At 35.5% G+C, this 22,105-nt stretch carries 21 protein-coding genes; 14 read left to right on the forward strand and 7 right to left on the reverse strand.

The annotated features are described in order from the left end of the window. Positions 1-7 precede the first annotated feature (7 nt). Complete coding sequence (locus ACR1PN_RS07910) at positions 8-394, forward strand: hypothetical protein (RefSeq protein WP_433979591.1); 387 nt, start codon at positions 8-10, stop codon at positions 392-394. 364 nt (positions 395-758) lie between these two features. Here the strand turns inward: ACR1PN_RS07910 and ACR1PN_RS07915 are convergent, their stop codons facing one another. From ACR1PN_RS07915 to ACR1PN_RS07925, 3 genes are read right to left on the reverse strand one after another with little or no spacing between them, the layout of a single operon-like run. Next, complete coding sequence (locus ACR1PN_RS07915; RefSeq protein WP_433979592.1) at positions 759-1,085, reverse strand: SUF system Fe-S cluster assembly protein; 327 nt, start codon at positions 1,083-1,085, stop codon at positions 759-761. A 33-nt stretch (positions 1,086-1,118) separates the two neighbouring features. Beyond that, complete coding sequence (locus ACR1PN_RS07920; RefSeq protein WP_433979593.1) at positions 1,119-1,820, reverse strand: 3'-5' exonuclease; 702 nt, start codon at positions 1,818-1,820, stop codon at positions 1,119-1,121. Between the two features lie 23 nt (positions 1,821-1,843). After that, positions 1,844-2,191: a tRNA-binding protein gene (locus ACR1PN_RS07925; protein WP_433979594.1), complete on the reverse strand. Its 348-nt coding sequence runs from the start codon at positions 2,189-2,191 to the stop codon at positions 1,844-1,846. 220 nt (positions 2,192-2,411) lie between these two features. Here ACR1PN_RS07925 and ACR1PN_RS07930 point away from each other — a divergent pair, with 220 nt between their 5' ends. The 5 genes from ACR1PN_RS07930 to ACR1PN_RS07950 all read left to right on the forward strand — a co-directional run bounded on the left by ACR1PN_RS07930 (position 2,412) and on the right by ACR1PN_RS07950 (position 7,595). Next, positions 2,412-2,972: a DUF4840 domain-containing protein gene (locus ACR1PN_RS07930; RefSeq protein WP_433979595.1), complete on the forward strand. Its 561-nt coding sequence runs from the start codon at positions 2,412-2,414 to the stop codon at positions 2,970-2,972. Between the two features lie 83 nt (positions 2,973-3,055). After that, entirely contained in the window at positions 3,056-3,622 is a 567-nt protein-coding gene (locus ACR1PN_RS07935; protein ID WP_433979596.1) for an RNA polymerase sigma factor, read from the forward strand. Next, complete coding sequence (locus ACR1PN_RS07940; protein WP_433979597.1) at positions 3,615-4,961, forward strand: outer membrane beta-barrel protein; 1,347 nt, start codon at positions 3,615-3,617, stop codon at positions 4,959-4,961. Before ACR1PN_RS07935 ends, ACR1PN_RS07940 begins: the two co-directional genes overlap by 8 nt. 28 nt (positions 4,962-4,989) lie before the next feature. After that, complete coding sequence (locus ACR1PN_RS07945; protein ID WP_433979598.1) at positions 4,990-5,955, forward strand: T9SS type A sorting domain-containing protein; 966 nt, start codon at positions 4,990-4,992, stop codon at positions 5,953-5,955. 104 nt (positions 5,956-6,059) lie between these two features. After that, a complete protein-coding gene (locus ACR1PN_RS07950) occupies positions 6,060-7,595 on the forward strand; it encodes a YifB family Mg chelatase-like AAA ATPase (protein WP_433979599.1) in 1,536 nt (511 codons plus the stop codon). Positions 7,596-7,685: 90 nt separating this feature from the next. Here the strand turns inward: ACR1PN_RS07950 and ACR1PN_RS07955 are convergent, their stop codons facing one another. Next, a complete protein-coding gene (locus ACR1PN_RS07955) occupies positions 7,686-9,887 on the reverse strand; it encodes a S46 family peptidase (RefSeq protein ID WP_433979600.1) in 2,202 nt (733 codons plus the stop codon). 158 nt (positions 9,888-10,045) lie between these two features. Here ACR1PN_RS07955 and ACR1PN_RS07960 point away from each other — a divergent pair, with 158 nt between their 5' ends. Next, positions 10,046-10,408 (forward strand): META domain-containing protein, encoded by a 363-nt coding sequence (locus tag ACR1PN_RS07960; RefSeq protein ID WP_378175901.1) that lies wholly within the window; start codon positions 10,046-10,048, stop codon positions 10,406-10,408. A 52-nt stretch (positions 10,409-10,460) separates the two neighbouring features. On the opposite strand, the gene ACR1PN_RS07965 is transcribed toward ACR1PN_RS07960, so the two are convergent. From ACR1PN_RS07965 to ACR1PN_RS07975, 3 genes are read right to left on the reverse strand one after another with little or no spacing between them, the layout of a single operon-like run. Next, entirely contained in the window at positions 10,461-10,868 is a 408-nt protein-coding gene (locus tag ACR1PN_RS07965; RefSeq protein WP_433979601.1) for a hypothetical protein, read from the reverse strand. 7 nt (positions 10,869-10,875) lie between these two features. After that, positions 10,876-13,392, reverse strand: coding sequence for a beta strand repeat-containing protein (locus ACR1PN_RS07970; RefSeq protein ID WP_433979602.1), 2,517 nt, complete (start codon positions 13,390-13,392; stop codon positions 10,876-10,878). 4 nt (positions 13,393-13,396) lie between these two features. Next, complete coding sequence (locus ACR1PN_RS07975; protein WP_433979603.1) at positions 13,397-13,876, reverse strand: T9SS type A sorting domain-containing protein; 480 nt, start codon at positions 13,874-13,876, stop codon at positions 13,397-13,399. A 208-nt stretch (positions 13,877-14,084) separates the two neighbouring features. On the opposite strand from ACR1PN_RS07975, the gene hflX reads away from it, so the two are divergent. The 7 genes from hflX (at position 14,085) to ACR1PN_RS08010 (ending at position 22,105) form a co-directional block, all read left to right on the forward strand. Beyond that, entirely contained in the window at positions 14,085-15,308 is a 1,224-nt protein-coding gene (gene hflX / locus ACR1PN_RS07980) for a GTPase HflX (RefSeq protein ID WP_378175914.1), read from the forward strand. A 6-nt stretch (positions 15,309-15,314) separates the two neighbouring features. Next, entirely contained in the window at positions 15,315-15,938 is a 624-nt protein-coding gene (locus ACR1PN_RS07985; RefSeq protein ID WP_433979604.1) for a DUF4919 domain-containing protein, read from the forward strand. 20 nt (positions 15,939-15,958) lie between these two features. Continuing rightward, entirely contained in the window at positions 15,959-17,245 is a 1,287-nt protein-coding gene (locus ACR1PN_RS07990) for a cation:proton antiporter (protein ID WP_433979605.1), read from the forward strand. Between the two features lie 14 nt (positions 17,246-17,259). After that, positions 17,260-17,979 carry a DNA alkylation repair protein gene (locus ACR1PN_RS07995; protein WP_433979606.1) on the forward strand — a complete coding sequence of 240 codons (720 nt, stop codon included), beginning with the start codon at positions 17,260-17,262 and terminating at the stop codon, positions 17,977-17,979. Between the two features lie 75 nt (positions 17,980-18,054). Continuing rightward, complete coding sequence (locus ACR1PN_RS08000; RefSeq protein ID WP_433979607.1) at positions 18,055-18,723, forward strand: hypothetical protein; 669 nt, start codon at positions 18,055-18,057, stop codon at positions 18,721-18,723. Positions 18,724-18,734: 11 nt separating this feature from the next. Beyond that, positions 18,735-20,786, forward strand: a complete 2,052-nt coding sequence (locus ACR1PN_RS08005) for a hypothetical protein (RefSeq protein ID WP_433979608.1) — start codon at positions 18,735-18,737, stop codon at positions 20,784-20,786. A gap of 83 nt (positions 20,787-20,869) precedes the next feature. Beyond that, positions 20,870-22,105, forward strand: coding sequence for a hypothetical protein (locus tag ACR1PN_RS08010; RefSeq protein WP_433979609.1), 1,236 nt, complete (start codon positions 20,870-20,872; stop codon positions 22,103-22,105).

The following is a 22,105-nucleotide window of genomic DNA, read 5'->3' on the forward strand; positions in this document are numbered from 1 at the left end:
TCATAATATGAATATAACAAACTTTATAGAGAAAGCAATTAATTTAGATGTTAATTGGAGACATTATGATTTTTTTGATATCATTGATGAATTAAAAATATTATTTAAAGTAAGCTACGAACCAAGTGTAGAGAAGATTGCCATGATTGAACTTTCGAATAATATTGTAGGATACATAAATTCTAATTATCCATTCGTTTTTATAGAAGATAAATTTCTTACAGAATTGAAAAATATATTATATAAATACGATTATATTCAATATATAAGTATTGACTCAGTTAATCATAAATATTTGTCTATTGACAGAACTTTATATGATAAGTATTTCAATTATCTAGAAAATACAGATAGATTTTCAGCTGAAGATTTTTATTTTTATAATATTACTTAGATCATCTGCCGCGGATTTGTAATCCGTGGCTGATATAATAAAAACCCTCCTCGCTCCCGCACGATTATATCGTGTGGTGATAATAAAAAAACCTCCCATCGCTGGCGCAAGCGTCACGCTTGTGCCATGATGACAATAATAGATCCACTGCAAATGCGGTGGTTTTCTTGTTCTATTTTGTATTAGGAAACAGAACTAAAGCATCAATATTTAATTTTCAGAGCCTGAATAAACCCATCAACTACCGAAAGCAAATGTTTTTAAGGATACTCAAAAAATAATCTCGTTACAATTTTAACGACACAAAAAAAGCTTTATGAACAAACTCATAAAGCTTTTATATAGGTATTTTTTTAACCGGATCTTAAAGCATTCCCAATTCAAACTTCGCTTCTTCGCTCATCATGTCTTTGTTCCAGCTTGGTTCGAATGTAAGCTCCAGCTCGACTTCATTCACATTTTCTACAGCTTTTACTTTATCTTTTACTTCCTGAGGTAAAGTTTCGGCAACCGGGCAATTAGGTGTTGTTAAGGTCATGATGATTTTCACATCGGCTTCATCAGAAATCTGGACGTCATAAATTAACCCCAATTCATAAATATCTACCGGAATTTCCGGGTCGTATACCGTTTTTAATACGCCTATAATTTCTTCTCCTATATCGGCAATCTGGTCGTCTGTAAATTTCATTTTATCGTTTTACTTACCGTCAAGCGGTATTTTTTAATCTAAATTGATGTTTCTCTTTAATAAATCTTCCTGACGCATCCGTCTGAAAATGTTTGCCAAAGTTAAGACATCTTTTTCACAATAGTCAACTATTCGTTGCAAGTCTTTTTCTATGTAGTAGATTGATGAAACCATTGATCCGTCGATATCATCTTTCGGAGTCGGAATTCCAAAAACGTGAGCCAATAATTCAAGTGAAACATAGCTCTTGTAATCACCGAATTTCCACAGTTCCATCGTGTCGATATGTGGGATTTCCCATGGTTTTTTCCCAAACATCTGAAAAGGAGTAGGAGGCATTATTCCGTTAATGAGAAATCGTCTTGCAATCCACGGAAAATCAAATTCTTTTCCATTATGGGCACAAAGAATTACATCCCGAAGTCTTGGGCTGTTGAATATTTCCCCAAATTCTAAGAGCAGCTTTTTTTCATCATGACCGTCGAAGCTTTTTATTTTTAAAGTGTCGTTTTTCTCAAGCATTCCGATGGTGATGCAGATAATTTTTCCAAATTCTGCCATAATTCCGGCTCTGTCATAAAAATCTTCAGCCGAGATCTCATCCTTTCGCTGATGTTTTGTTTTTTTATCCCAAAGTTTTTGTTCAGTTTCGGATAAGTCCTCCCAGAAGCCGGCGTTTGGAACCGTTTCAATATCAAGGAATAAAACCTTTTCTAATGGAATATTTTGTATCATTTGCGTTAAAATTTAGATTATAATTATCCGACCTGAAGCCCATTTTTCACGGTTAAAGACGGACTCAGAAGTGTTACATCCTGATGATTTTCTCCATAAACTCCCAAAACCAGGCATTCGCTGAAAAAATTGGCAATTTGTTTTTTAGGAAAGTTTACTATGGCCAGAATCTGTTTTCCTAATAAATCTTCTTTACTATACAGCGACGTAATTTGTGCTGAAGATTTTCTTATTCCTAAATCTCCAAAATCAATTTCCAGCTGATAAGAAGGATTTCTTGCCTTTTCGAAATCATTTACAGAAATGATTGTTCCGCTTCTGATGTCTAATTTTTCAAAATCTGCCCAGGATATTTCAGGTTTTACGCTCATAAATAAATATTGAATGTTTTTAAAAGAAGTCTCTTATAGCAAATGTATCAAAATTTAAAAAAAGCTAAAAATGATTTTTTCTGATTAAATTTTGTATTTGAAAATCAGTGAGTTGTCAATGTGTTTGATTTTTTTTTCCTTTTTTAATGCAGGATTTTTCAGAATCGTTATTTACTTATTGAGTACTCAAAAGAAAATGTGTAACAAGTAATTTAAAAAAATGAAAAAAATAACGGTACTTAAAACAGTTTTAATCATGTTGGCAATCATGATGGTTTCTTGCAACGACAACTATGAGCCGACTCCGGTGGCGATTAAAGATGTTAACGGAAATTATAAAGCAAAGCAGATCGTGTCACAAGGAAATACAGGAACAGAGAGAATTAATGAATTTACGGCAAAAGATTCGGTGATTACTTTTAAAGATTTTCCGGTGAAGGAAATTGTGCAGGCTGTAGTAAAAAATCCGGTGAAGGTAGAAACAGCATTGGCTGAAATGGGTAAAATAGAATATAAACTGAATTATACGTCAAAATTAAATTTAAATAACAATACTGTAGAGCTTACTTTTTTACCGAAAAGCTTAAACCTTAAAATTCCTGTTGACGGAACGATGAAAAATACCGTCGTAACACTTGCAGGAAAGCAAAAAGGATACTTTGTAGGACAAGACTGGTCGCTTAGATTTGGCATTATTGCAGAAAAAATTACGGTAGACGGAGCTGCAATAAGTCCGTTCGAAATCATCAAATATGATTTTCCGTATTGTCTGAAGAATTAAATGGTTATTGGTGAAAATAGGCTGTAGTTTATAAAGGCAGCCTATTTTTGCATGATGTAAGCTCGTCTTACTGTGTAGAATTAATGGAATTAAACAAAGAACAGATTTTAATCGACCGTCTTCTGTTGAAGGAAGAAGCTGCCTGGAAAGAACTTTTTGAAGTGTATTCCGGGAATCTTACGTATATCTGTTCGCGTTATATTATTGATAGAGATAACGTTCATGATGTTTTACAAAACAGTTTCATAAAAATGTTTCGATCCATAGAAAGCTTTCAGTATAGAGGAAGTGGCTCGCTCAGAGCCTGGATGAGCAGAATTGTGGTGAATGAATCTTTAACATTCCTAAAGAAAAACTCTGATTTTAAAAATTGTATTGATGATTCGGAACTTCCGGATATGACCGTAGAGGAAGAACCCGATATTCAGCATATACCTGAAGCCGTAATTATGGAAATGATAAGAGATCTACCCGAAGGTTACCGAACGGTTTTTAATCTTTTTGTATTTGAAGAAAAAAGCCATAAAGAAATTGCAGAAATTATGGGAGTCGCAGAAAATTCTTCTGCTTCACAATTTCACAGAGCAAGAGCGGCTTTGGCTCAGAAAATCAGGGAATATAAACGATTAAAAATAGCGCAATATGAGTGAAGAGTGGTTTAATAAGATGCGCAATAAAATGGAGGATCATACAGAAGAACCTCCGGAAGGGTTGTGGGATGATATTAAAAAAGAATTGTTTGATGATGATCAGGATAAAATGATTGTTCCTGTAGACGGAATCAAAGCTCAAAAGAAAATCGTTCCTGAAAAAAGCTTTAAAAATTTATTCTATAAAGTGAGCGGAGCTGCAGCTGTTCTGGCTTTTATCATTTTTGGAGGAGTGAAGTTTTTTGAAGATGATCAGACAGAAAGTGTTTCAGTGCTTACAAAAGTGCCCGAAACAAAGAATTCAGCAGAAGATTATTTAAATAATAGTATCAAAAATAATATTTCACAAGACGAAAGTTTCAGTAATTCAAAACCTGCGATTACAGATTTAGATAAAAGTTTTAAGGTCTCAAATTTTAATGAAAAGATTGAAAAATATCAGGAAGAAATTTTAAAACCGTTTAATAATAATCTTTCTGGAAATCAGGTTAATAATGACTTGTTTTTTCCGAATGTTTCGATTAGAAAACAAGATATAATATTTCCGGATTTTAATCATGAAATTATCTTCGAAAAAAACCATGCTCTGATTTCTAAAAAAGAAAAAGCGGATAAAACGAAACTTACGAAGAACGAATCAAAAAAAGATTGGATGTTGGGAATGATGACGGGAAGTACTTCTCAAAATGCAACAGAGCAGTTTCCCGGATACGCTACTTTAAACGGAGCAAGTATGAGCTTAAGCGATGAAATCTGGACTGCAGGTTATCAGGATAATCCGCTTACAGCTATTTTACTGGCCAATCAGGATAAGCCTATTGACGCAAAAATCAGACATAAAGTTCCGGTAACATTTGGGCTTTCCGTTTATAGGAACTTAGGAAAAAGATGGGGAATCGGTACCGGAATTAATTATACCAAACTTTCTACAGAACTTCGTTCTGGTAGCGAATCTGATTATATAAAAAGTGATCAGTCTGTTCATTATATCGGCATTCCGGTGCAGGTTAATTATAATGTGATCAAGAAAGGAAGATTTACCGGATATGTAACAGCAGGTGGAATAGCAGAAAAAGCTGTTTCAGCAGATATTAAAACGAAATATGTTGTAAACAACGAAGTAAAGGAAGAAGCTAATGAAGAAATAGATAAAAAGCCAATGCAGTTTTCGGTAAACAGTGCAGTAGGGCTTCAACTTAAGATTGTAGATAAAATTGCGGTATACGCAGAACCCGGTGTCGGTTATCATTTCAAAGACAATAGTCCGCTGAATACGGTTTATAAAGACAAACCTTTCAACTTTAATGTAAAATTCGGGCTGCGTCTCACCATTGACTGAAAATATGAATCACTAAATATATTTTAATATGAAAACAAAACTAATTTTTCTTACGGTTTTATTTTTAAACCTTCTAAGTTTAAATGCACAATGCAATCCAACCGTTACAAGTCCAAGACTTGGTACCATGTTTCCGGAGAAAGTGGTATTTTGTAACACAGAAACAGAAACACTTACCGTATCGCAGACGTTCAGCAGCTACCAATGGTACAAACAGGAATGGGATTGGCAGACTCCCAATACAAATCCTTGGGTGGCTATTTCGGGAGCAACTTCGCAAAGTCTTACGATCAACGGAACAGCAGATATGCTTTATTATTTTAAAGTACAGGTTTCAGAAGGCGACTGCACTGCCGAAAGTACGCCAATTCTTGCCGATGGTTATGCTTACGGGCTTCCTTTTATGATTGCCAATTTTACCCCCGGAACTTTTGAAGAAATTGCTCCCGGGGAGTATAATGTTTGTGAAGGAGCATCGGTACAGCTCGAAAATGGCTTTCCTGTTTTATATGGGAATCATACATGGTTCAAATGTCTTCCGTCCAGCAATCCGCCTTCACCAACTGAGCCATGTGCGATCAGCGGGGCAACAGGCGACGTTTACCAGGCAACAACAAACGGAGAATACGGGTTTTATGCCTGTACAGAATATTGCCCGGATCAGTGCGAAATGCTAAGCTCCTTTGCATTTATTAAACTTAACTTCGGGAATTGGAATTTCTGTAATCTTGGAACAGGAGAAATAAAGAAGTCTGAAAACGATCTGAGCATCTATCCCAATCCGACGACACAGCTTCTATATATTGGTAAAACTTCGGACAAAAATTATAAAGAAATCTCTATTATTGATATATCTGGTAAACTGATCAGACAAATAAAAGATCATGCTCCCGGTAAGGCAATTGACGTAAGCAGCCTTACTCCTGCAACTTACATGATTGTTTCTAAAAGTGCCGAAGGAAAAGTTTACAGAAATAAATTCATTAAAAAATAAATATCCTTTTTCATCCATTTTTATACCTCTGATCGGTACAGTTTTCTGTGCCGATTTTTTATGATTGAAAGAAAAAAATTATTAATTTTACATAAAGCACAAATATGTTGATTAAAATTTACGGAAGTGCCATCCATGGCGTATCAGCACAAACCATCACCATTGAAGTAAATATCGATACCGGAGGAGTTGGGTATCATCTCGTAGGATTACCCGATAATGCGATCAAAGAAAGCAGCTACAGAATTTCTGCTGCCCTCAAAAATGTAGGCTATAAAATCCCAGGGAAAAAGATAACGATCAACATGGCTCCCGCAGATTTGCGGAAAGAAGGTTCGTCCTATGACCTCAGCATAGCTATCGGAATTTTAATTGCTTCGGATCAGATTGTGGCTGAGAATGTTCACGACTACATCATTATGGGAGAGTTATCTCTCGACGGAAGTCTTCAACCTATAAAAGGAGTTTTACCAATTGCAATCCAGGCTCGTGAAGAAGGCTTTAAAGGAATTATTTTGCCGAAACAAAATACAAGGGAAGCTGCCATTGTTAATAATCTTAATGTTTATGGTGTTGAAAATATCAAAGAAGTTATTGATTTCTTTAATGACGGAAAACCTCTTGAGAAAGTAGTTTTAGACACCAGAAAAGAATTCCAGGAAAAAATTAATCAGTTTCCGTTTGATTTTTCTGAAGTAAAGGGCCAGGAAACTGCTAAAAGAGCGATGGAAGTTGCCGCAGCGGGAGGTCACAACATTATTCTCATCGGCCCGCCCGGAAGCGGCAAAACAATGCTAGCAAAAAGAGTTCCGAGTATTTTGCCGCCACTCACTTTAAAAGAAGCTTTAGAAACTACAAAAATACATTCTGTTGCCGGAAAAATGGGCGCTGAAACTTCTTTAATGACCGTTCGCCCGTTTCGTTCACCTCATCATACGATTTCGGACGTAGCGCTTGTGGGGGGTGGAAGCTATCCCCAACCGGGAGAAATTTCTTTGGCTCACAATGGTGTTTTATTCCTGGATGAAATGCCTGAATTTAAACGAACGGTTCTGGAAGTGATGAGACAGCCTTTGGAGGATCGTGAAGTGACGATTTCCAGAGCTAAATTTACAGTAAATTATCCCTCAAGTTTTATGCTGGTTGCATCAATGAATCCCAGTCCGAGCGGATATTTTCCGGATGATCCCAATAATACTTCGTCTCAGTTTGAAATGCAGCGATATATGAATAAACTTTCAGGTCCTCTTTTAGACCGGATTGATATTCATGTAGAAGTTCAGAAGGTGGAATTTGAACAGTTAGCTGAAAAAAGAAAAGGCGAGAAAAGTGAAGATATCCGTAAGCGGGTTTTGATTGCCCGCGAGATTCAGAATGAGCGATATAAAGATTTGAAAATCAGTTATAACGCGCAAATAGGTTCGAGAGAAATCGAACGGTTTTGCGAATTGGATAATGCCTCATTTAATCTTATTAAAATGGCAATGGAGAAGCTGAATCTTTCGGCAAGAGCTTATGACAGAATCTTGAAAGTGGCGAGAACAATTGCCGATTTGGAAGAGTCTGAAAATATTCTGTCACATCATATTTCGGAAGCGATACAATACAGAAGTTTAGATCGTGAGTTTTGGAATGTTTAGTTTAATAATAGGGACTGAAACTTGACGATTTTAACAATAAAAAACCGCAGAATAAAATTCCGCGGTTTCTGATTTGTATATAAGAAAAAATTATTTCTTTTTCTTTTTTGCCGGAGTAGCTGTTCTGATTTTTGATGCACCTGTATCGGCAGGAGTATTTTCATCCTTTACCAATTTCAATTCATCTACCAATCTTCTTGCGCCTGCAAATTTGTCGATCGTCCAAAGTACGAAACGGATGTCTACGTTAATTGTTTTCTGCCATTCTTCTTCGAAAACGATGTCTCCACTTAACGCTTCACTGTTTCCGTCGAATGCGATACCGATAAGGTTTCCGTCTGCATCGATTACCGGAGAACCAGAGTTACCCCCTGTAATATCGTTGTCTGAAAGGAAGTTTACAGGCATATATCCTGCTTTATCAGCATACATACCATAGTCTTTAGCATTGTGAAGAGCAATAACTCTCTGTGGAAGGTCAAATTCTTCGTCACCTGCTTTGTATTTTCCTACAAGACCGGTCATATCTGTATAATAATTATCGGTAATTCCGAAATAATTTCTGTCGGTTCTGATTGGTAAAGTTGCCACAGTTCCGTATGTTAATCTCATCGTAGAGTTTGCATCCGGATAGAATTTTTTCTCAGGCATTGCTTTCATCAGACCAGCTAAGAAAAGACGGTTATTTTTCGCAAAATTATCATCAACTTTCACAAATCTTTCACTAGAAGCTTTCTGATCAGCAGAAATACCTCTTGCGATTTTTAAAAGTGGGTCAGAATCAAGTTTCAAGCGATCAGGATTTGCAATATAATTGCTTACCGATGTTTTGTTAGCGAACAGAGAAGAGTAAGCTACTGTAGAAAGATTTTTAGCATCCAAAGCCATTAATGTAGGCGAAGCAACATCTTTATTTACTTTAGTTTGATAAAGATTTACCAAAGAATTAAGCATTTCTCCTTCAAGATCTGTATTGATATTTTCATACGTATTTTTTACGGCATCTTCCAATTTAGATTTCATGGCTAATCTTCCTGCCAAATCTTGTTTTGCATAAGAATCCAACATTGGAGCAAGCTGGTAAGCAATAGAGATATACTTTGCGTTTCTGGTTAATATAGACGCATAGTTTCTTTCTACGTTTCTGTCAGAAACTTGTTGGTAATACGTCTGAATTTGTTCTAAAACACCATCATACATTTCATTACCCGGCTCATAAGACCAGTCTTTGTATCTTTTCTCAATTTCTCTTTTGTCGGTAATTGTTCCGTTTTTTTCAACGGCATCGATTGTGCCCTGTCTGTTCTTCCAGTAGTTTGCAACACTTGCATATTGAGAAGCATAGTTAAGCTGAGTCGCTTTATCTTTATCCATAAATCTCTTCATCACGTCCATCGCCATTTTAGAAGCTTCTACCCAAGCCGGATAGTCTTTAGTAACCATTTGCTCAATTCCGTAAGAAGTCAGATAACGGTTTGTTCTTCCGGGATATCCTAAAATCATTGAGAAATCTCCGGGTTTTACACCTTTAAGAGAAACAGGTAAGAAGTGTTTAGGCTTCAAAGGAACATTTGTAGGCTTAAATTCGGCAGGGTTTCCTGCTGCATCAGCATATACTCTGAATACGGTAAAGTCTCCTGTATGTCTTGGCCACTCCCAGTTGTCTGTATCTCCACCAAATTTTCCGATTGATGATGGCGGTGCGCCTACCAATCTGATATCTTTATAATCCTGATAAACGAAATAGTAGAACTCGTTTCCATTGAAGAAGTCTTTTACTACTACGGTATATTTTCCGTTTTCAGAATTTTCTGTCTGAATTGCTTTCGTTTCAGCTTCAATTACAGCTTTTCTGTCAGCTGCAGACATATTTTCGTTTAATTTTGAATTGATTCTTTGTGTAGCATCATCCATTCTTACCAAAAATCTTACGTAAAGATCTTTAGCATTAAACTCATCTTTGTCTTTCATTGCCCAGAAACCGTTTTTCAGGTAATCCTTTTCCGGAGTTGAAGCAGCTGCAACAGCACCGTAACCACAGTGGTGGTTGGTGAAGATCAATCCTCTGTCTGAAACAATTTCTCCTGTACAGAATCCTCCAAAGCTTACGATCGCATCTTTTAAGCTTGAATTATTTACAGAATAAATCTCTTCAGGTGTAAGATGCAGACCTTCTTTCTGCATATCAACACCATTAAGTCGTTTGATGAGCATCAACAGCCACATCCCTTCGTCTGCCCTCATTTGGGCAAAGCCTAGTAAGAAAGTGAATAGTAAAAATATTCTTTTCATTTTTTAAAATAATTTTAGTGGGGCTAATTTACTAATTTTTACGGTATTTAATATTCAAATGGTACGAAAATGGGTGTCGGTGAGTTATGAATAAATTTTTAACAATATTAACTGGAGCTATTTGTTTGCTTTTGATCTCAAATTGCTCCTCGGTGAAAATGAAAGACGAGCATATCCAAAGACAATGGATGATGGTTTCTTTTGATTCGTTTACGAAAGAACAGCTTATGAAAAATAAGGCTGAAATCAACCTTACTGCAGAGATAAAGGATAAGAAAATAAGAGGAACTGCATTTATGGGATGCAACAGAATGTTTTTTAATTCTGAATTTAAATCTAAAAATAAAGTGAAAATTTCCGGAGTAGGGAGCACTTTAATGGCTTGTCAGGATATGGAACTGGAAACAAAATTTGTAAAAGCCTTTGAAGCTATGACGAATTATCAAATTGAAGGTCATTTTCTCACGCTTTTCGATGATAAAGGAAATAAAATGAAATTTATTGCGGCAGACTGGGATTAAAAAAATAAAGCCTGCAAAAAATGCAGGCTTTATCAAAATTAAAAAATCATTATTAGTTTTTAGGAATAGTTTTTTTAATTTCTTCTAACGTCGCGGTATTTGGTATTCCTGCTACATTAGGTTTTACGTTGCTTGTTACGCTGTTTCTTCTGGGTTGTCGACCTGGAATCGATGCTAAAACTTCTTGCAACGAAACCGTGTTTGGTAATAGTTTACCGGAATTATTGACTTCAGATTGAGTTTGAGATGATTTGTTTTTTACCTCAAGTCCCTGCTCAGATGCCAATGTTGTTGATCTTTTTTCTGCTGATCTGGCTTCGGCTTCCTTCATCATTTTAGCTTCAAATTCCTTTGATTCTTTAAGATATACAGCTTCCTGCAGTTCTGTTTTTTGCTTTGAATCCTGAGCGTATGCATTTATACTTAATGTAAATAATGCGATGATATATAGTGATTTCATGAGATGGTTATTTAATGTTGACTAATACTTTTATTTTTCCGATTCCGTTTTGGTCATAATCCTGAAGTGCTTTCCCGATTACCTGTCCGATTTTTACTTTTTTAAGATTGGCTTTCATGGCAACACCGGATTGGGATGAGGTAACAATAAGATCTCCTCTTTCTATTTTTCCTCCTTCCAGACAAACTTTAGTGGGAATCACACCGATTACACCCATTGGAACTTTTCCGATTAATTCTGATTCGATGTTTTCCTCGGTAAGAAGAACTCCCGGTTTGGTAGCGTAAACTCCGGCTACAAGATTAGAGTATGGTTTTGAAGATTTTTCAACTGTTCTGTCCGAATCTGTCGAAATAATTAAAATGTCTCCCGGTTCGTATTCAGCAGAGTTTCCTTCCACATCAAAAGCTTCTGCAAGATCGGCTCCGCTATTTTGAGTTCCTCCGTTGAAGAATCCTTTTCCGGTGGCATCTATACGGGCTACGTTTGCCGGTGTACTTCCTGCTCTGAAAATGGCAATGCTTCCTCCACTTCGTTGTTCTGCGGTAATTACAGGGTTGGTGTTGCTTGTATTAAAATTCGTAAATCTTGCTGCTCTGCCTGTTGCGAAGTTAGGCACCCATCCATAAATAGCATTACCGGATCCATCTATCGTTGCTTCTATGCCGTCACCACCATTTGATGCATTAGCTGTAATTGCATTTCCGTTTCCGTCAGCTATTGCAAGTAATGCAGGTCCGTTTCCGGTAGTATTAGAGGCGTGAAATAAACCTGCGTATCCTCCTGTTCCGGAAGAAATTCCGTAAATACCTGCTGTTCCGAAATTGGCAAACTGAGAATTTACTTCACCTTTTACTGCGGGTGATGTTCCTGTCGTTCTGTCTACTTTGAAGTTTCCTGCAATTCCGTTTCCTACGGTGGTTACAGTGATTACGTCGCTTGTATTTGAGGTATTAAAAATATTGAATTTTCCTGCACGACCTGTGGCAAAACTAGGAACCCATGCGTAAAGTGCATTTCCGGCACCGTCGATATTGGTTTCGACACCATTTCCGTCTTTACTGGCATTGGCTGTAATTGCATTTCCGTTTCCATCGGTAATAGCAACTAATGCATTTCCGTTTCCGGCAGGATTGGAAGCGTGAAATAATCCTGCAAAACCTCCAGTTCCGGAAGAGACACCAAATATACCTGCAGCTCCGAAGTTTCCGAAAATAGTTTTTACTTCTCCTCGTACCGCAGCTGCAACACTATTCGTATTATCAACTAAAAAGGATGAGGCATTGCCTTCTGTATTGTCCGGAATATTACCATTACTGTTTGTTTCTACCTCAAAAGTGTTTTTGTTGTTGGATGAATTTAAGTTTTGAAATCTTCCTGCACGACCTTTGCTGCCGCCGATACCTACTTGTCCCAAAACACCTACTCCGGTTCCTGTTGTATTGGTCGCAATAAAACCTCTTACGCCATAAGCACCACCATCATTTCTTCCGACTACCGCTCCTGCAATATCACTTGTTGTTCTTCCTACAACAGCTTCTCCTGCACTGTTGTTATCTCCAATTATCCCTGCAGAAGATTGAGCGCTGGTTATTCCGTGTACTGCAAAACCACTTTCTGTTGAACTCAAAACTCCGGTTCCGTTTCCTGTCGTAGAGACGTTTACTACAGTTCCGTTACCTACAGAGTTCACATTAAGTGCGTTATTGTTGTTGGCGTTGTTGAAAATTGAAATTGAAGCAGGAATTCCGTTTGTGCTTGTTGCTGTTAAACCTGTTCCTGTATTACTATTTGCGTAAACTCCCGTTCCTGCACCTGAAGCATTTCCGTAAACTCCAAGTCCAGCAGGAGTTACACCATACACTCCCCATCCGCTTCCGTTTTGACTTCCCCAAGTTCCGATTCCTAAACCTCCTGTTCCGTTATTGATTCCACGAACTGCAGAAGAAAATCCTCCAGGAGCAGTTTGGCTTACAATTCCTCTTACTGAAGCTATACTTGATGTAGTTGTGTTGTTAGTTCCCTCTAAAGAAGTTCCGTCTCCGTCATTGTTAATTGAAAATAATGTGTTTGCATTATTTACTGATGCAATATAAGGCAAAGTAAAACTTCCGCCCGAGCTTCCCGAAGTTTTTGCATACATTGCATACGGAACGCTTAACAGTTGGCTGGTTCCTGCAATGGTATAGCTAGTTCCACCTGTAGGATCGGTTTCTGTTTTTAAATAATAATTTCCCGATGCCCAGTTTATGGTTGAAAAAGTTCCAGAAAGTACTGTTCCTGAGCCTATTTCCAGACTTACCAACCCGTTTGTATTGGTAGTGCCTGTTAATCTCTCTGAATAAACTGCAGTTCCTGCCGGTGACCCCTGAAGCACACTCACTTTCACGCCAATATTCTGGTTGATTAATAATTGCCCGGAACTGTTTCGCATTACTGCCTGATAACTCATTTTTTCCGGAGTCTGAGCTGAAACCAAATGACAGCCCAACAAAATTCCTACGGTTAGTAAAATTTTTTTCATGATATTATTTTTTAATTATTTTAAATGTTTTTAGGTTTTTTCCATCCCTGTTTACTCTGATGATGTACATAGCTGATGGAAGTTCAGAGAAATTGAATTCCGATTTCGATTCTTTTATTTTTTCTTCTTTTAATAGTTTTCCTGAAGAATCAAAAAGCTGATATTCAGAATTTTTGTAATCGTTTGTAGTAAAATCCAGAAAAACAAAGTCTTTAAAAGGATTCGGGTACAATAAAATGTCATTTCTGTCTGCTGCTGAAGTTTCGGTGGTAGAAAGAGTAATAATTTCATAAGCCTGTTGTACACCTTCCATCACTTGGCTGTTGCTTCCTTTATTGTAGTAGTCGATTTGTCCTACACTGTAAGAAAGAGAGCCATTGCTTCCTGTTGCATTTGATCCTGTGGCAAGAACTGCTTTTTGGGCACTTATCGTAAAGCAAATCCCGGGAATCAAAAAGAAACAGTAGGTAAAAGTTCTTTTCATGTTATTTATTTTAGGTTATTAAAAATTGTTTTTGAGTTTATACTCTGTAAATGAATTTTTTACGATGTAAAGGTAGTGTGGAAGGAGAGGGATTTGTAAGAGGTAAAAAACTGAATTTAAAAAGGTGTTTTTCCTGTTTTTGGATCTTAGTTTGCATTTAACCTATAAAAATGTTATCTTGTAAATCTCATAAATTATATAGACTTTAATGTTAGAAAAGAAACAGCATAATTACGAAAGAGCAGTTTTGGTAGGCGTTGTGACACAACAACAGGATGAAGATAAACTGACAGAATATATGGACGAGCTTGAGTTTCTTGCTTACACAGCCGGAGCTAGCGTAGATCGCCGTTTTACTCAGAAATTAACCCAGCCCGATTCCAAAACATTTGTAGGAAGCGGAAAGATTCAGGAAATAAAAGAATACGTCAAAGAAAACGAGATCGGAACCATTATTTTCGATGACGAATTATCTCCTTCCCAGCTTAAAAATATTGAAAGGGAAGTTGAGGTGAAAATTTTAGACAGAACCAACCTTATTCTTGATATTTTTGCTCAGAGAGCACAGACTTCTTACGCAAGAACTCAGGTTGAATTGGCACAATACCAATATTTACTTCCCCGACTGACCAGAATGTGGACTCACCTTGAGAGACAGAAAGGGGGAATCGGTATGCGTGGTCCCGGAGAAACAGAAATTGAAACCGACAGAAGGATTATTCGCGATCGGATTACTTTGTTGAAAGATAAGCTTAAAACCATCGACAAACAGATGGCTACTCAGCGGAATAACCGCGGAAAAGTTGTTCGTGTAGCTTTAGTGGGTTATACCAACGTAGGCAAATCAACTTTAATGAACGCTTTATCTAAGTCTGAGGTTTTTGCTGAAAATAAACTGTTTGCGACTTTAGATACCACCGTGAGAAAAGTGGTTATCGGGAATTTACCGTTCCTTTTAACCGATACGGTTGGTTTTATTAGAAAATTACCAACACAATTGGTAGAATCTTTCAAATCTACATTGGATGAAGTTCGCGAAGCTGATCTTTTGGTTCACGTAGTAGATATTTCACACGAAAGTTTTGAAGATCATATCGAGTCGGTAAATCAGATTTTAATGGAAATCAATGCGCATCAGAAACCGATGATTATGGTTTTCAATAAAATTGATGATTTCAGCTACGAAAAGAAAGATGAAGATGATCTTACCCCAAGTACGAAGAAAAACGTTTCTCTGGAAGAATGGAAAAAAACATGGATGGCAAAATCAAAACATCCTACTGTTTTTATTTCCGCTTTAACAAAAGAGAATTTTCCTGAGATGAAAAAGCTGATCTACGATGAGGTGATGAAGATTCATATTTCAAGATTTCCTTACAACGATTTCCTTTTTGAATATTTTGATAACGACGAAGAGGAAAACGATAAATAAAAGTTAATGAAATGTAGAGTCTTATTTTTTATTCTGATGATTCCGTTTTTGGGATTTAGCCAGAAACTTGATTTCAAGGAGATTGAGAAGAATCTGAGCAACGAAAAATCAAACTACAACTACGAAAAACTTATTTTCAAGTTTAAAGGAATGCCTAAATCTATAGACAGTATCGAAGCACGACATCTGTATTACGGCAGAAATTTCAGAAATGATAAAGTTTCGACTTTAGATGATGATTTTAAAGATCTTGCAGACTCATTTAAAGCGGGATATTTTGAAGAGTGCATCAAAAAAGGAAAAATTCTTTACACAAAAGATCCTACTAATCTTGACGTAATTCTTATTCTGCTCAGAGCTTATGACCAGACTAAAAAAGTAGATGATTTTGTGCATCACCTTTCGCAATTGAGAATTCTCACCAATGCCATCAGAACTTCCGGGGACGGAAAATCTGAAAAAACTGCTTTTATCGTCAATTCTGTCGGTGACGAGTATATTTTTCTCAATATTCTGAATGTCGGTCAGGATTATTCCAGACATTCAAAAACGTACAGGGATTCGGTAATTGATGTCTGGACAAAAGACAGCAATTCAATTTATATCAAAGTTCTTTACATGGACTTTTAATTTTTATAAAAAACTTAATTTTGGAGTTATACTATTCATTTTCAGCGTTAATCGTATTAGCATCTATTTTCGCCTATATAAATTACAGATTTTTAAAGCTTCCGAGTACCATCGGGATTATGGTCATTGCAATTGTGGTTTCTATCATTCTTGTATTTTTTGGAGAGAAATTTTTACCTAAAACTTTCACTCATTTGCATGATTTGATGAGCGGAATTGATTTTACAGAAGTTTTAATGGGAGCAATGTTGAATTTCCTGCTTTTTGCGGGAGGAATTCACATTAATATTAACGATTTAAAAGAACAGTTCCGGCCAGTTCTCATCTTTTCAACGGCGGGAGTTATTATTTCAACTTTTATTGTAGGTTTCGGAATGTTTTATTTGCTTCCCTTTATAGGATTGCATATTCCGTTTATCTACTGTCTGGTTTTCGGAGCGTTGATTTCTCCTACGGATCCGGTTGCAGTGTTAAGTGTTTTAAAACAGGCAAACGTTTCAAAGTCATTAGAAACAAAAATTGCTGGAGAATCTTTATTTAATGATGGTATGGCGGTTGTCGTTTTTACGGTTGTTCTGCAATTGGCAATCGGGAAAGAAGTAGATCTCGGAATTGAAAATATCGCCATTTTATTGGCAAAAGAAGCAGGAGGAGGCCTGTTGCTGGGAGTTGTGTTAGGGTATGTAACTTCCAGATTGATGCGTGAAGTCGATGATTACATTATCTCGGTTTTGGTAACGCTTGCCGTTGTAATGGGAGGTTATCTTGTAGCGAGACAAATGCACGTTTCCGGTCCGTTGACGATGGTTGCAGCGGGATTGTTTATGGGTAATTTTAATGTTAAATTTAAAATGAAATCCATCACGCAGGATTATCTGATTAAATTTTGGGAACTGATTGACGAAATTTTGAACGCCGTGTTGTTCCTTTTTATCGGGTTTGAATTATTGATGATTAAAGAATTAAATCATTACATCGTTCCGGGAATTGTGGCAATTATTGTGGTTTTAATAGCAAGATTTATTTCGATTTGGGGGCCAACAAAATTTATGTCTTTCCGTACAAGATTTAGTCCGCAAACCATAAAAGTATTATTCTGGGGCGGAATTAGAGGCGGCGTTTCCATCGCTTTGGCGATGTCTATACCGAAAAATGAATATAGTGATTCTATTTTAAGTATTACTTATTGTGTGGTTGTGTTTTCAATTATTGTTCAGGGACTTACGATTGCAAAAGTGGCAAACCCGAATCAGATCGCTCAGGAAGAAAAAGAGCAGGAAAGTATTGCTTTAGAAGAAGGTTATTAACTATCTATAAATCAATGAAGACAATTCTAAAAGATATTAAAGAATCATTAGCTGTTTTGTCGATTCCCGAAAAAGCAGCTTTTTTTCCTAAATTTTTCAAAACAGGAAAAGGAGAGTACGGCGAAGGCGATTTGTTTTTAGGGGTGAAAGTTCCGGATCAGAGAGCCGTTGCCAAAGAATTTTACGCTAAAATATCCTTGGAAGAATTGGGCGAGTTATTGTCTTCTCCTTATCACGAGCACCGTTTGACTGCCTTAATTATGCTTATTCACAAGTTTGAAAAAACAAAAGAGCCAGCTATAAAGGAAGAACTCATTAATTTTTATCTGAAAAATCTTGATTTTGTTAATAATTGGGATTTGGTTGATACGAGTTGTTATAAAATTTTAGGTCGGTATGCTTTTGAAAATCAGAAAGAAAGCCTTTTGCGGGATTTAGCGGCTTCCGATAAAATGTGGTATAAAAGAGTAGCAGTTGTCGGAACAATGCATTACGTGAAAAAAGGTTCGTTTGAACTGACAAAAGAATTTGTTACCCAAAATTTATATCATCCGCATGATTTGATGCACAAAGCAAACGGTTGGCTTTTAAGAGAAATGGGAAATAAAAATGAAGCAGAACTGATTTCTTATCTCAATCAATATTACAAAGAAATGCCGAGAACCTGCCTTCGTTACGCCATTGAAAAATTAGATGAAGATCTTCGTCAGGATTATCTGAAAGGAAGAATTTAAATATAAACATCATTGATTTCACTTTTGGAAGCGGTCAAGCTAAAAATAAGTAAATTTGTTTCTCAACACTAACGTATGAAAAAATACTTCAGGCAGATTTTCCTGCTGATTCCTTTATTTCTTTTAACGAGCTGCTTTGATATTTTAGATAAAGTCAATGTAAAAGCTAATGGAAGCGGAGAATATTCCATAATTGTGAATGCCAGTAAAAGCAAAACCAGATTAGCTTCCATTTCAAAAATGGAAACCATAAACGGTAAAAAAGTTCCTAAAAAAGCTGAGATTGAAAGCAAGATCAATGAAGCAGCGAGAATTTTCAAAAACGTTCCCGGAATTTCCAATGTAAAAACTTCAATGGATTTTGATAACTATATCATCAAACTGAGTTGTAATTTCAAAAAAATTGAAAACATCAATACCGGTTTAGAAATGTTAAAAACTAAAAATATTTTAGGCAAAATGGTTCCTACGCAGATTTACAATCAGAGTTCCGACAAAAAAACTTTTACGAGAAACAAGATCAATACTTTTAAAAGCGATTACGATAAACTAAGTAAAGCCGATAAAGAAGTTTTCAATGATGCAAAGTATACATCGGTTTTGCAGTTTGAAAATACCATAAAATCCCAATCGAATTCTGCTTATCAATTATCTCCCAATAAAAAAGCTTTAAAGCTGGATGGAAATATTCTGGACTTCATTCTTCAAAAAAAGCCAATTCAAAATAACATTACCTTTCAATAATCATACTTAATATGAAATCTATTCTTTTAAAAACACAAATTGTTCTTCTTCTTTTTACCGCACTTATGCTTGTTTCTGCTCAAAACAGTATGAAAATTCCACAAGATGCTGTTTTTTATATGGAAATCAACGGAAAACAGCTGAATTCAAAAGTCAATTGGGAAAAGTTCAACCCGTTCCTGAAACAGATTAACGAAAAAGAGAAAAAAGCATCCTGGAATGATTATTCCAAAACAGGAATTAAGTATGATGCGATTCAGTATCATTATGCAACAATTAATGATTCTGTAAAGTCTTACAATACCCATTTTACTTTAGAGAATAAAGAAAAATTTCAGGAATTTATCAGTTCTGTAAAGAAAAAAGGACAGGAAGTAACCCGAAAAAACAATTATTCATATGTTGATATTGACAACGATATTTTCGTAGCATGGAATGAAAAACACGCTGTTTTAAGCATGATCAGTTATCAGAAACCTTATAAATGGGATGGCGATTATGCAATTGATAGTGCGGTTGTGGCAATCGATAGTTCGGCAACAGTTGCAGTAGACAGTGCTTATGTTGAAGAAGCCAGACCTTTTGATTACAAAGAAGAAATTCAATATTTAAAAGACGATATTAAGTATTTAAAACAAAACATTAAAGATAATAATGCAGAAATTCTGAAGCTTCAGAAAGATATTAAATACTTAGAAAAACATCACAAATATCCTGAAGAAAAGAACGAAGCAGCAGAAGCAGTAAAAGATTCTACTTATGCTCCGAAAGTGGAAGTGATGCCGCCTCCGATTTCTCAGGATGATTATTATGAAACAGAACCCTACGAGGTTGATTCGGCATTTCAGAAAGAAATGGATTCGCTGAATATTGAAAAGTTTAAAATCGTAAAAAAACTGGCTGAAGATTCTTTTAATCGATATTTCAGTTCAAATCTTAAAATTAATGTACCGGAAGATATGTTGAGTTTCAGAGATGCCAGCTCAGATGCTTTCATTTATGCCGATTATGAGAAAATTTTTAATCAGGGAATTTATAAACAGCTTTACAGAGGGTTTAATTTCAGCAGTGTTTTAGGGAAAATGTATAATTCCAACTCGGCTTACAATCTTTATTTTGATAAAGACAAAGTGAGATTGGTGAATAATTATCAGCATAAGAATCAATCTACCCAAAAGAGTATTTCTGAAGTTTATAAAGGAAAAAAGAATAAAAAATTAGCAGCGCTTATCAATGATAAAAGTGTTAGTTATTATGTGATGAACGTCGATGGTTATAAATATTTCGATATGATGTACAGCATGATGAAGGAAGCCGGAGAAGGTGAGTATCAGAAAGAACTGGAGCTGATCGTAGAAACAATGAAGATTGCACTGGATGAGGAAGCAATTGCCAAAATTGCTCCCGGAAACGGAATTTTTGTTCTGAACGAATTAAAATCTAAAAACGTAGAATACACCGATTACGATTACGACGACAATTACAATGAAAAAGAAATCAAGAAAACCAAAGATGTAATGGTTCCTGATTTTACTTTCGCATTTGCTACGGAAAACGAAGGCTATTGGAAACGTATTTTTGATATGCTGATCAGCAATAAGGAAATGTCTAAAAAGTTCTCTAAAGATGGCGACTTTTTGACTTTCAAAGACGAAAAAAATAAAAACGGATATCTGGACCAGATTTTTTTCACGGTAAAAGGTGGAGTCGTATATCTTACAACATCTAAAGAGAATATTAAGGCGCAAAATCAATCGGATATTTCTAAAGACTGGATAAAAGATTCTACAAAATATCCTTTGTCGGGAAGACTGAATATTCAGAAACTTTTAATAGGCTTAGATAAAGAATTCAAAAGCAAATCTGAAAGAGGAACTCTTGATATTCTGAAAAAATATGTGGGTGAAATGTATTTTAAAACGGAAGTGAAAGGACAAAGTATTCAGACGGAAATGAATTACAACATCAAAACCAATTCTGAAAACAGCCTGATGTATTTCTTCGATTTGTTTGATGAAATTTATCAAACATCACTTACTCACAAACCATCTAATACATTATAAAAATTCAACAGAAACGGGCTTTAGCCCGTTTTACATTATTTGTATTCAAAATTGGCTTAGCCAAAACATATCGTAAGAAATTCATGAAGAAAAAATATATTGCTTTTGCCATCACAATTTTGTTTTCAGCAGGTATTTATTTTCTGTTTTTTCATAAAGATAAAGACTTAAAATACGTTCCTGAGAATACAGATATGCTGGTTTTGATTGATGTAAAAAAAGCAACCAATCAATATATTTCCAGTGTTCTGAAGCATCCTTCGAAATGGTTTGAAGACAAGACAAACGATAAAAAAAGCATTTCTATTTCAGATTCAGGGTTGAAAATTCCGGATTTTGTGCAGATCTTCCATCTTAAAAACACAAAAATTTCCGAATGGTACTGTGTTTTCGAAATCAATGATCAAACGAAATTTTCAGCATTTTTAAAAAATAGAAAGTTTATTAATGCGGGAAATGGGAAGTTTAACAATAATCAGCTTTTTATTAAAATTGAAGGTGAAAAATGTATTATAGGAACTTCAGATTTACATTTTAACAACATCGGAAAACCTCTTGCTCAAAAGTTCAGAAATAAAGTTCTGAATGCAGATTCTTTTGTGAGTGATGGTTTGGGAAGTATTTCTTTTATTTCAGAATTGCGGACTCAGAATTTTTCAATCGACTTAAAAGATGATGAGATTGAAATTAAAAATGAGCAAAATACTACAGATTTTTCATCACTTATTTCAGATTTGCTAAAAAAGACAGAGTTTTTAGAAGCTGAGTTGAATGAAGATAATGTCAAAAAAATAGCAGCAGTTTTTAATAAAAATTTAAATGATTCTCTATCTGTTAATTCTCTGAAAATGAATGCTAAAATCGCAGAAGTTAGCGATACGATTATCAGCTACGGTTACGACGATAATTTTAATGAAATTGAAAAAATAAGCTATCAGAAAATCGTTCAGCCAAGTTATCATATTCTTTTGCAGACTTCAAATTCTGAAAAAACCTGGAATTATTTTCAAAATAAAAAATGGATTAACAAACAAAATCAGTTTACAGCAATTCCTTTTCAGCCTAATTTAATCAGTAAAAACGGAAAAGAGATTTCAATAAAATCAAAAATGAACAATTTAAAGTTGAACGAAAACAGAAATCAGAATTATATTTTTATTAAAAATAATCCTTTACTATATTCTTCGTTTAAAACTTTAAGCGATTCAGATAAAAAGTTTCTCAACAGGCTTGAATATATTTTCTACGGAAATAAAAACTTAGATTGCACTGTGAAAATTAAGTTTAAAAAAGATCAATATCCTTTAATTCTCAGATAA

This window comes from Chryseobacterium sp. RLHN22 (assembly GCF_051011795.1).
Lineage (GTDB): Bacteria > Bacteroidota > Bacteroidia > Flavobacteriales > Weeksellaceae > Chryseobacterium > Chryseobacterium zhengzhouense.

What these genes read in the sequence shown, in the direction of transcription:
- ACR1PN_RS07940 (WP_433979597.1), top strand. Translation starts at nt 3,615, where the DNA reads ATGAGTGAAGAGTGGTTTAATAAGATGCGCAATAAAATGGAGGATCAT.
- ACR1PN_RS07925 (WP_433979594.1), bottom strand. Translation starts at nt 2,191, where the DNA reads ATGAGCGTAAAACCTGAAATATCCTGGGCAGATTTTGAAAAATTAGAC.
- ACR1PN_RS07965 (WP_433979601.1), bottom strand. Translation starts at nt 10,868, where the DNA reads ATGAAATCACTATATATCATCGCATTATTTACATTAAGTATAAATGCA.
- ACR1PN_RS07920 (WP_433979593.1), bottom strand. Translation starts at nt 1,820, where the DNA reads ATGATACAAAATATTCCATTAGAAAAGGTTTTATTCCTTGATATTGAA.
- ACR1PN_RS07910 (WP_433979591.1), top strand. Translation starts at nt 8, where the DNA reads ATGAATATAACAAACTTTATAGAGAAAGCAATTAATTTAGATGTTAAT.
- ACR1PN_RS07950 (WP_433979599.1), top strand. Translation starts at nt 6,060, where the DNA reads ATGTTGATTAAAATTTACGGAAGTGCCATCCATGGCGTATCAGCACAA.
- ACR1PN_RS07955 (WP_433979600.1), bottom strand. Translation starts at nt 9,887, where the DNA reads ATGAAAAGAATATTTTTACTATTCACTTTCTTACTAGGCTTTGCCCAA.
- ACR1PN_RS08005 (WP_433979608.1), top strand. Translation starts at nt 18,735, where the DNA reads ATGAAATCTATTCTTTTAAAAACACAAATTGTTCTTCTTCTTTTTACC.
- ACR1PN_RS07995 (WP_433979606.1), top strand. Translation starts at nt 17,260, where the DNA reads ATGAAGACAATTCTAAAAGATATTAAAGAATCATTAGCTGTTTTGTCG.
- ACR1PN_RS07945 (WP_433979598.1), top strand. Translation starts at nt 4,990, where the DNA reads ATGAAAACAAAACTAATTTTTCTTACGGTTTTATTTTTAAACCTTCTA.
- ACR1PN_RS08010 (WP_433979609.1), top strand. Translation starts at nt 20,870, where the DNA reads ATGAAGAAAAAATATATTGCTTTTGCCATCACAATTTTGTTTTCAGCA.
- ACR1PN_RS07915 (WP_433979592.1), bottom strand. Translation starts at nt 1,085, where the DNA reads ATGAAATTTACAGACGACCAGATTGCCGATATAGGAGAAGAAATTATA.
- ACR1PN_RS08000 (WP_433979607.1), top strand. Translation starts at nt 18,055, where the DNA reads ATGAAAAAATACTTCAGGCAGATTTTCCTGCTGATTCCTTTATTTCTT.
- ACR1PN_RS07930 (WP_433979595.1), top strand. Translation starts at nt 2,412, where the DNA reads ATGAAAAAAATAACGGTACTTAAAACAGTTTTAATCATGTTGGCAATC.
- ACR1PN_RS07975 (WP_433979603.1), bottom strand. Translation starts at nt 13,876, where the DNA reads ATGAAAAGAACTTTTACCTACTGTTTCTTTTTGATTCCCGGGATTTGC.
- ACR1PN_RS07960 (WP_378175901.1), top strand. Translation starts at nt 10,046, where the DNA reads ATGAAAGACGAGCATATCCAAAGACAATGGATGATGGTTTCTTTTGAT.
- ACR1PN_RS07985 (WP_433979604.1), top strand. Translation starts at nt 15,315, where the DNA reads ATGAAATGTAGAGTCTTATTTTTTATTCTGATGATTCCGTTTTTGGGA.
- ACR1PN_RS07935 (WP_433979596.1), top strand. Translation starts at nt 3,056, where the DNA reads ATGGAATTAAACAAAGAACAGATTTTAATCGACCGTCTTCTGTTGAAG.
- ACR1PN_RS07970 (WP_433979602.1), bottom strand. Translation starts at nt 13,392, where the DNA reads ATGAAAAAAATTTTACTAACCGTAGGAATTTTGTTGGGCTGTCATTTG.
- hflX (WP_378175914.1), top strand. Translation starts at nt 14,085, where the DNA reads ATGTTAGAAAAGAAACAGCATAATTACGAAAGAGCAGTTTTGGTAGGC.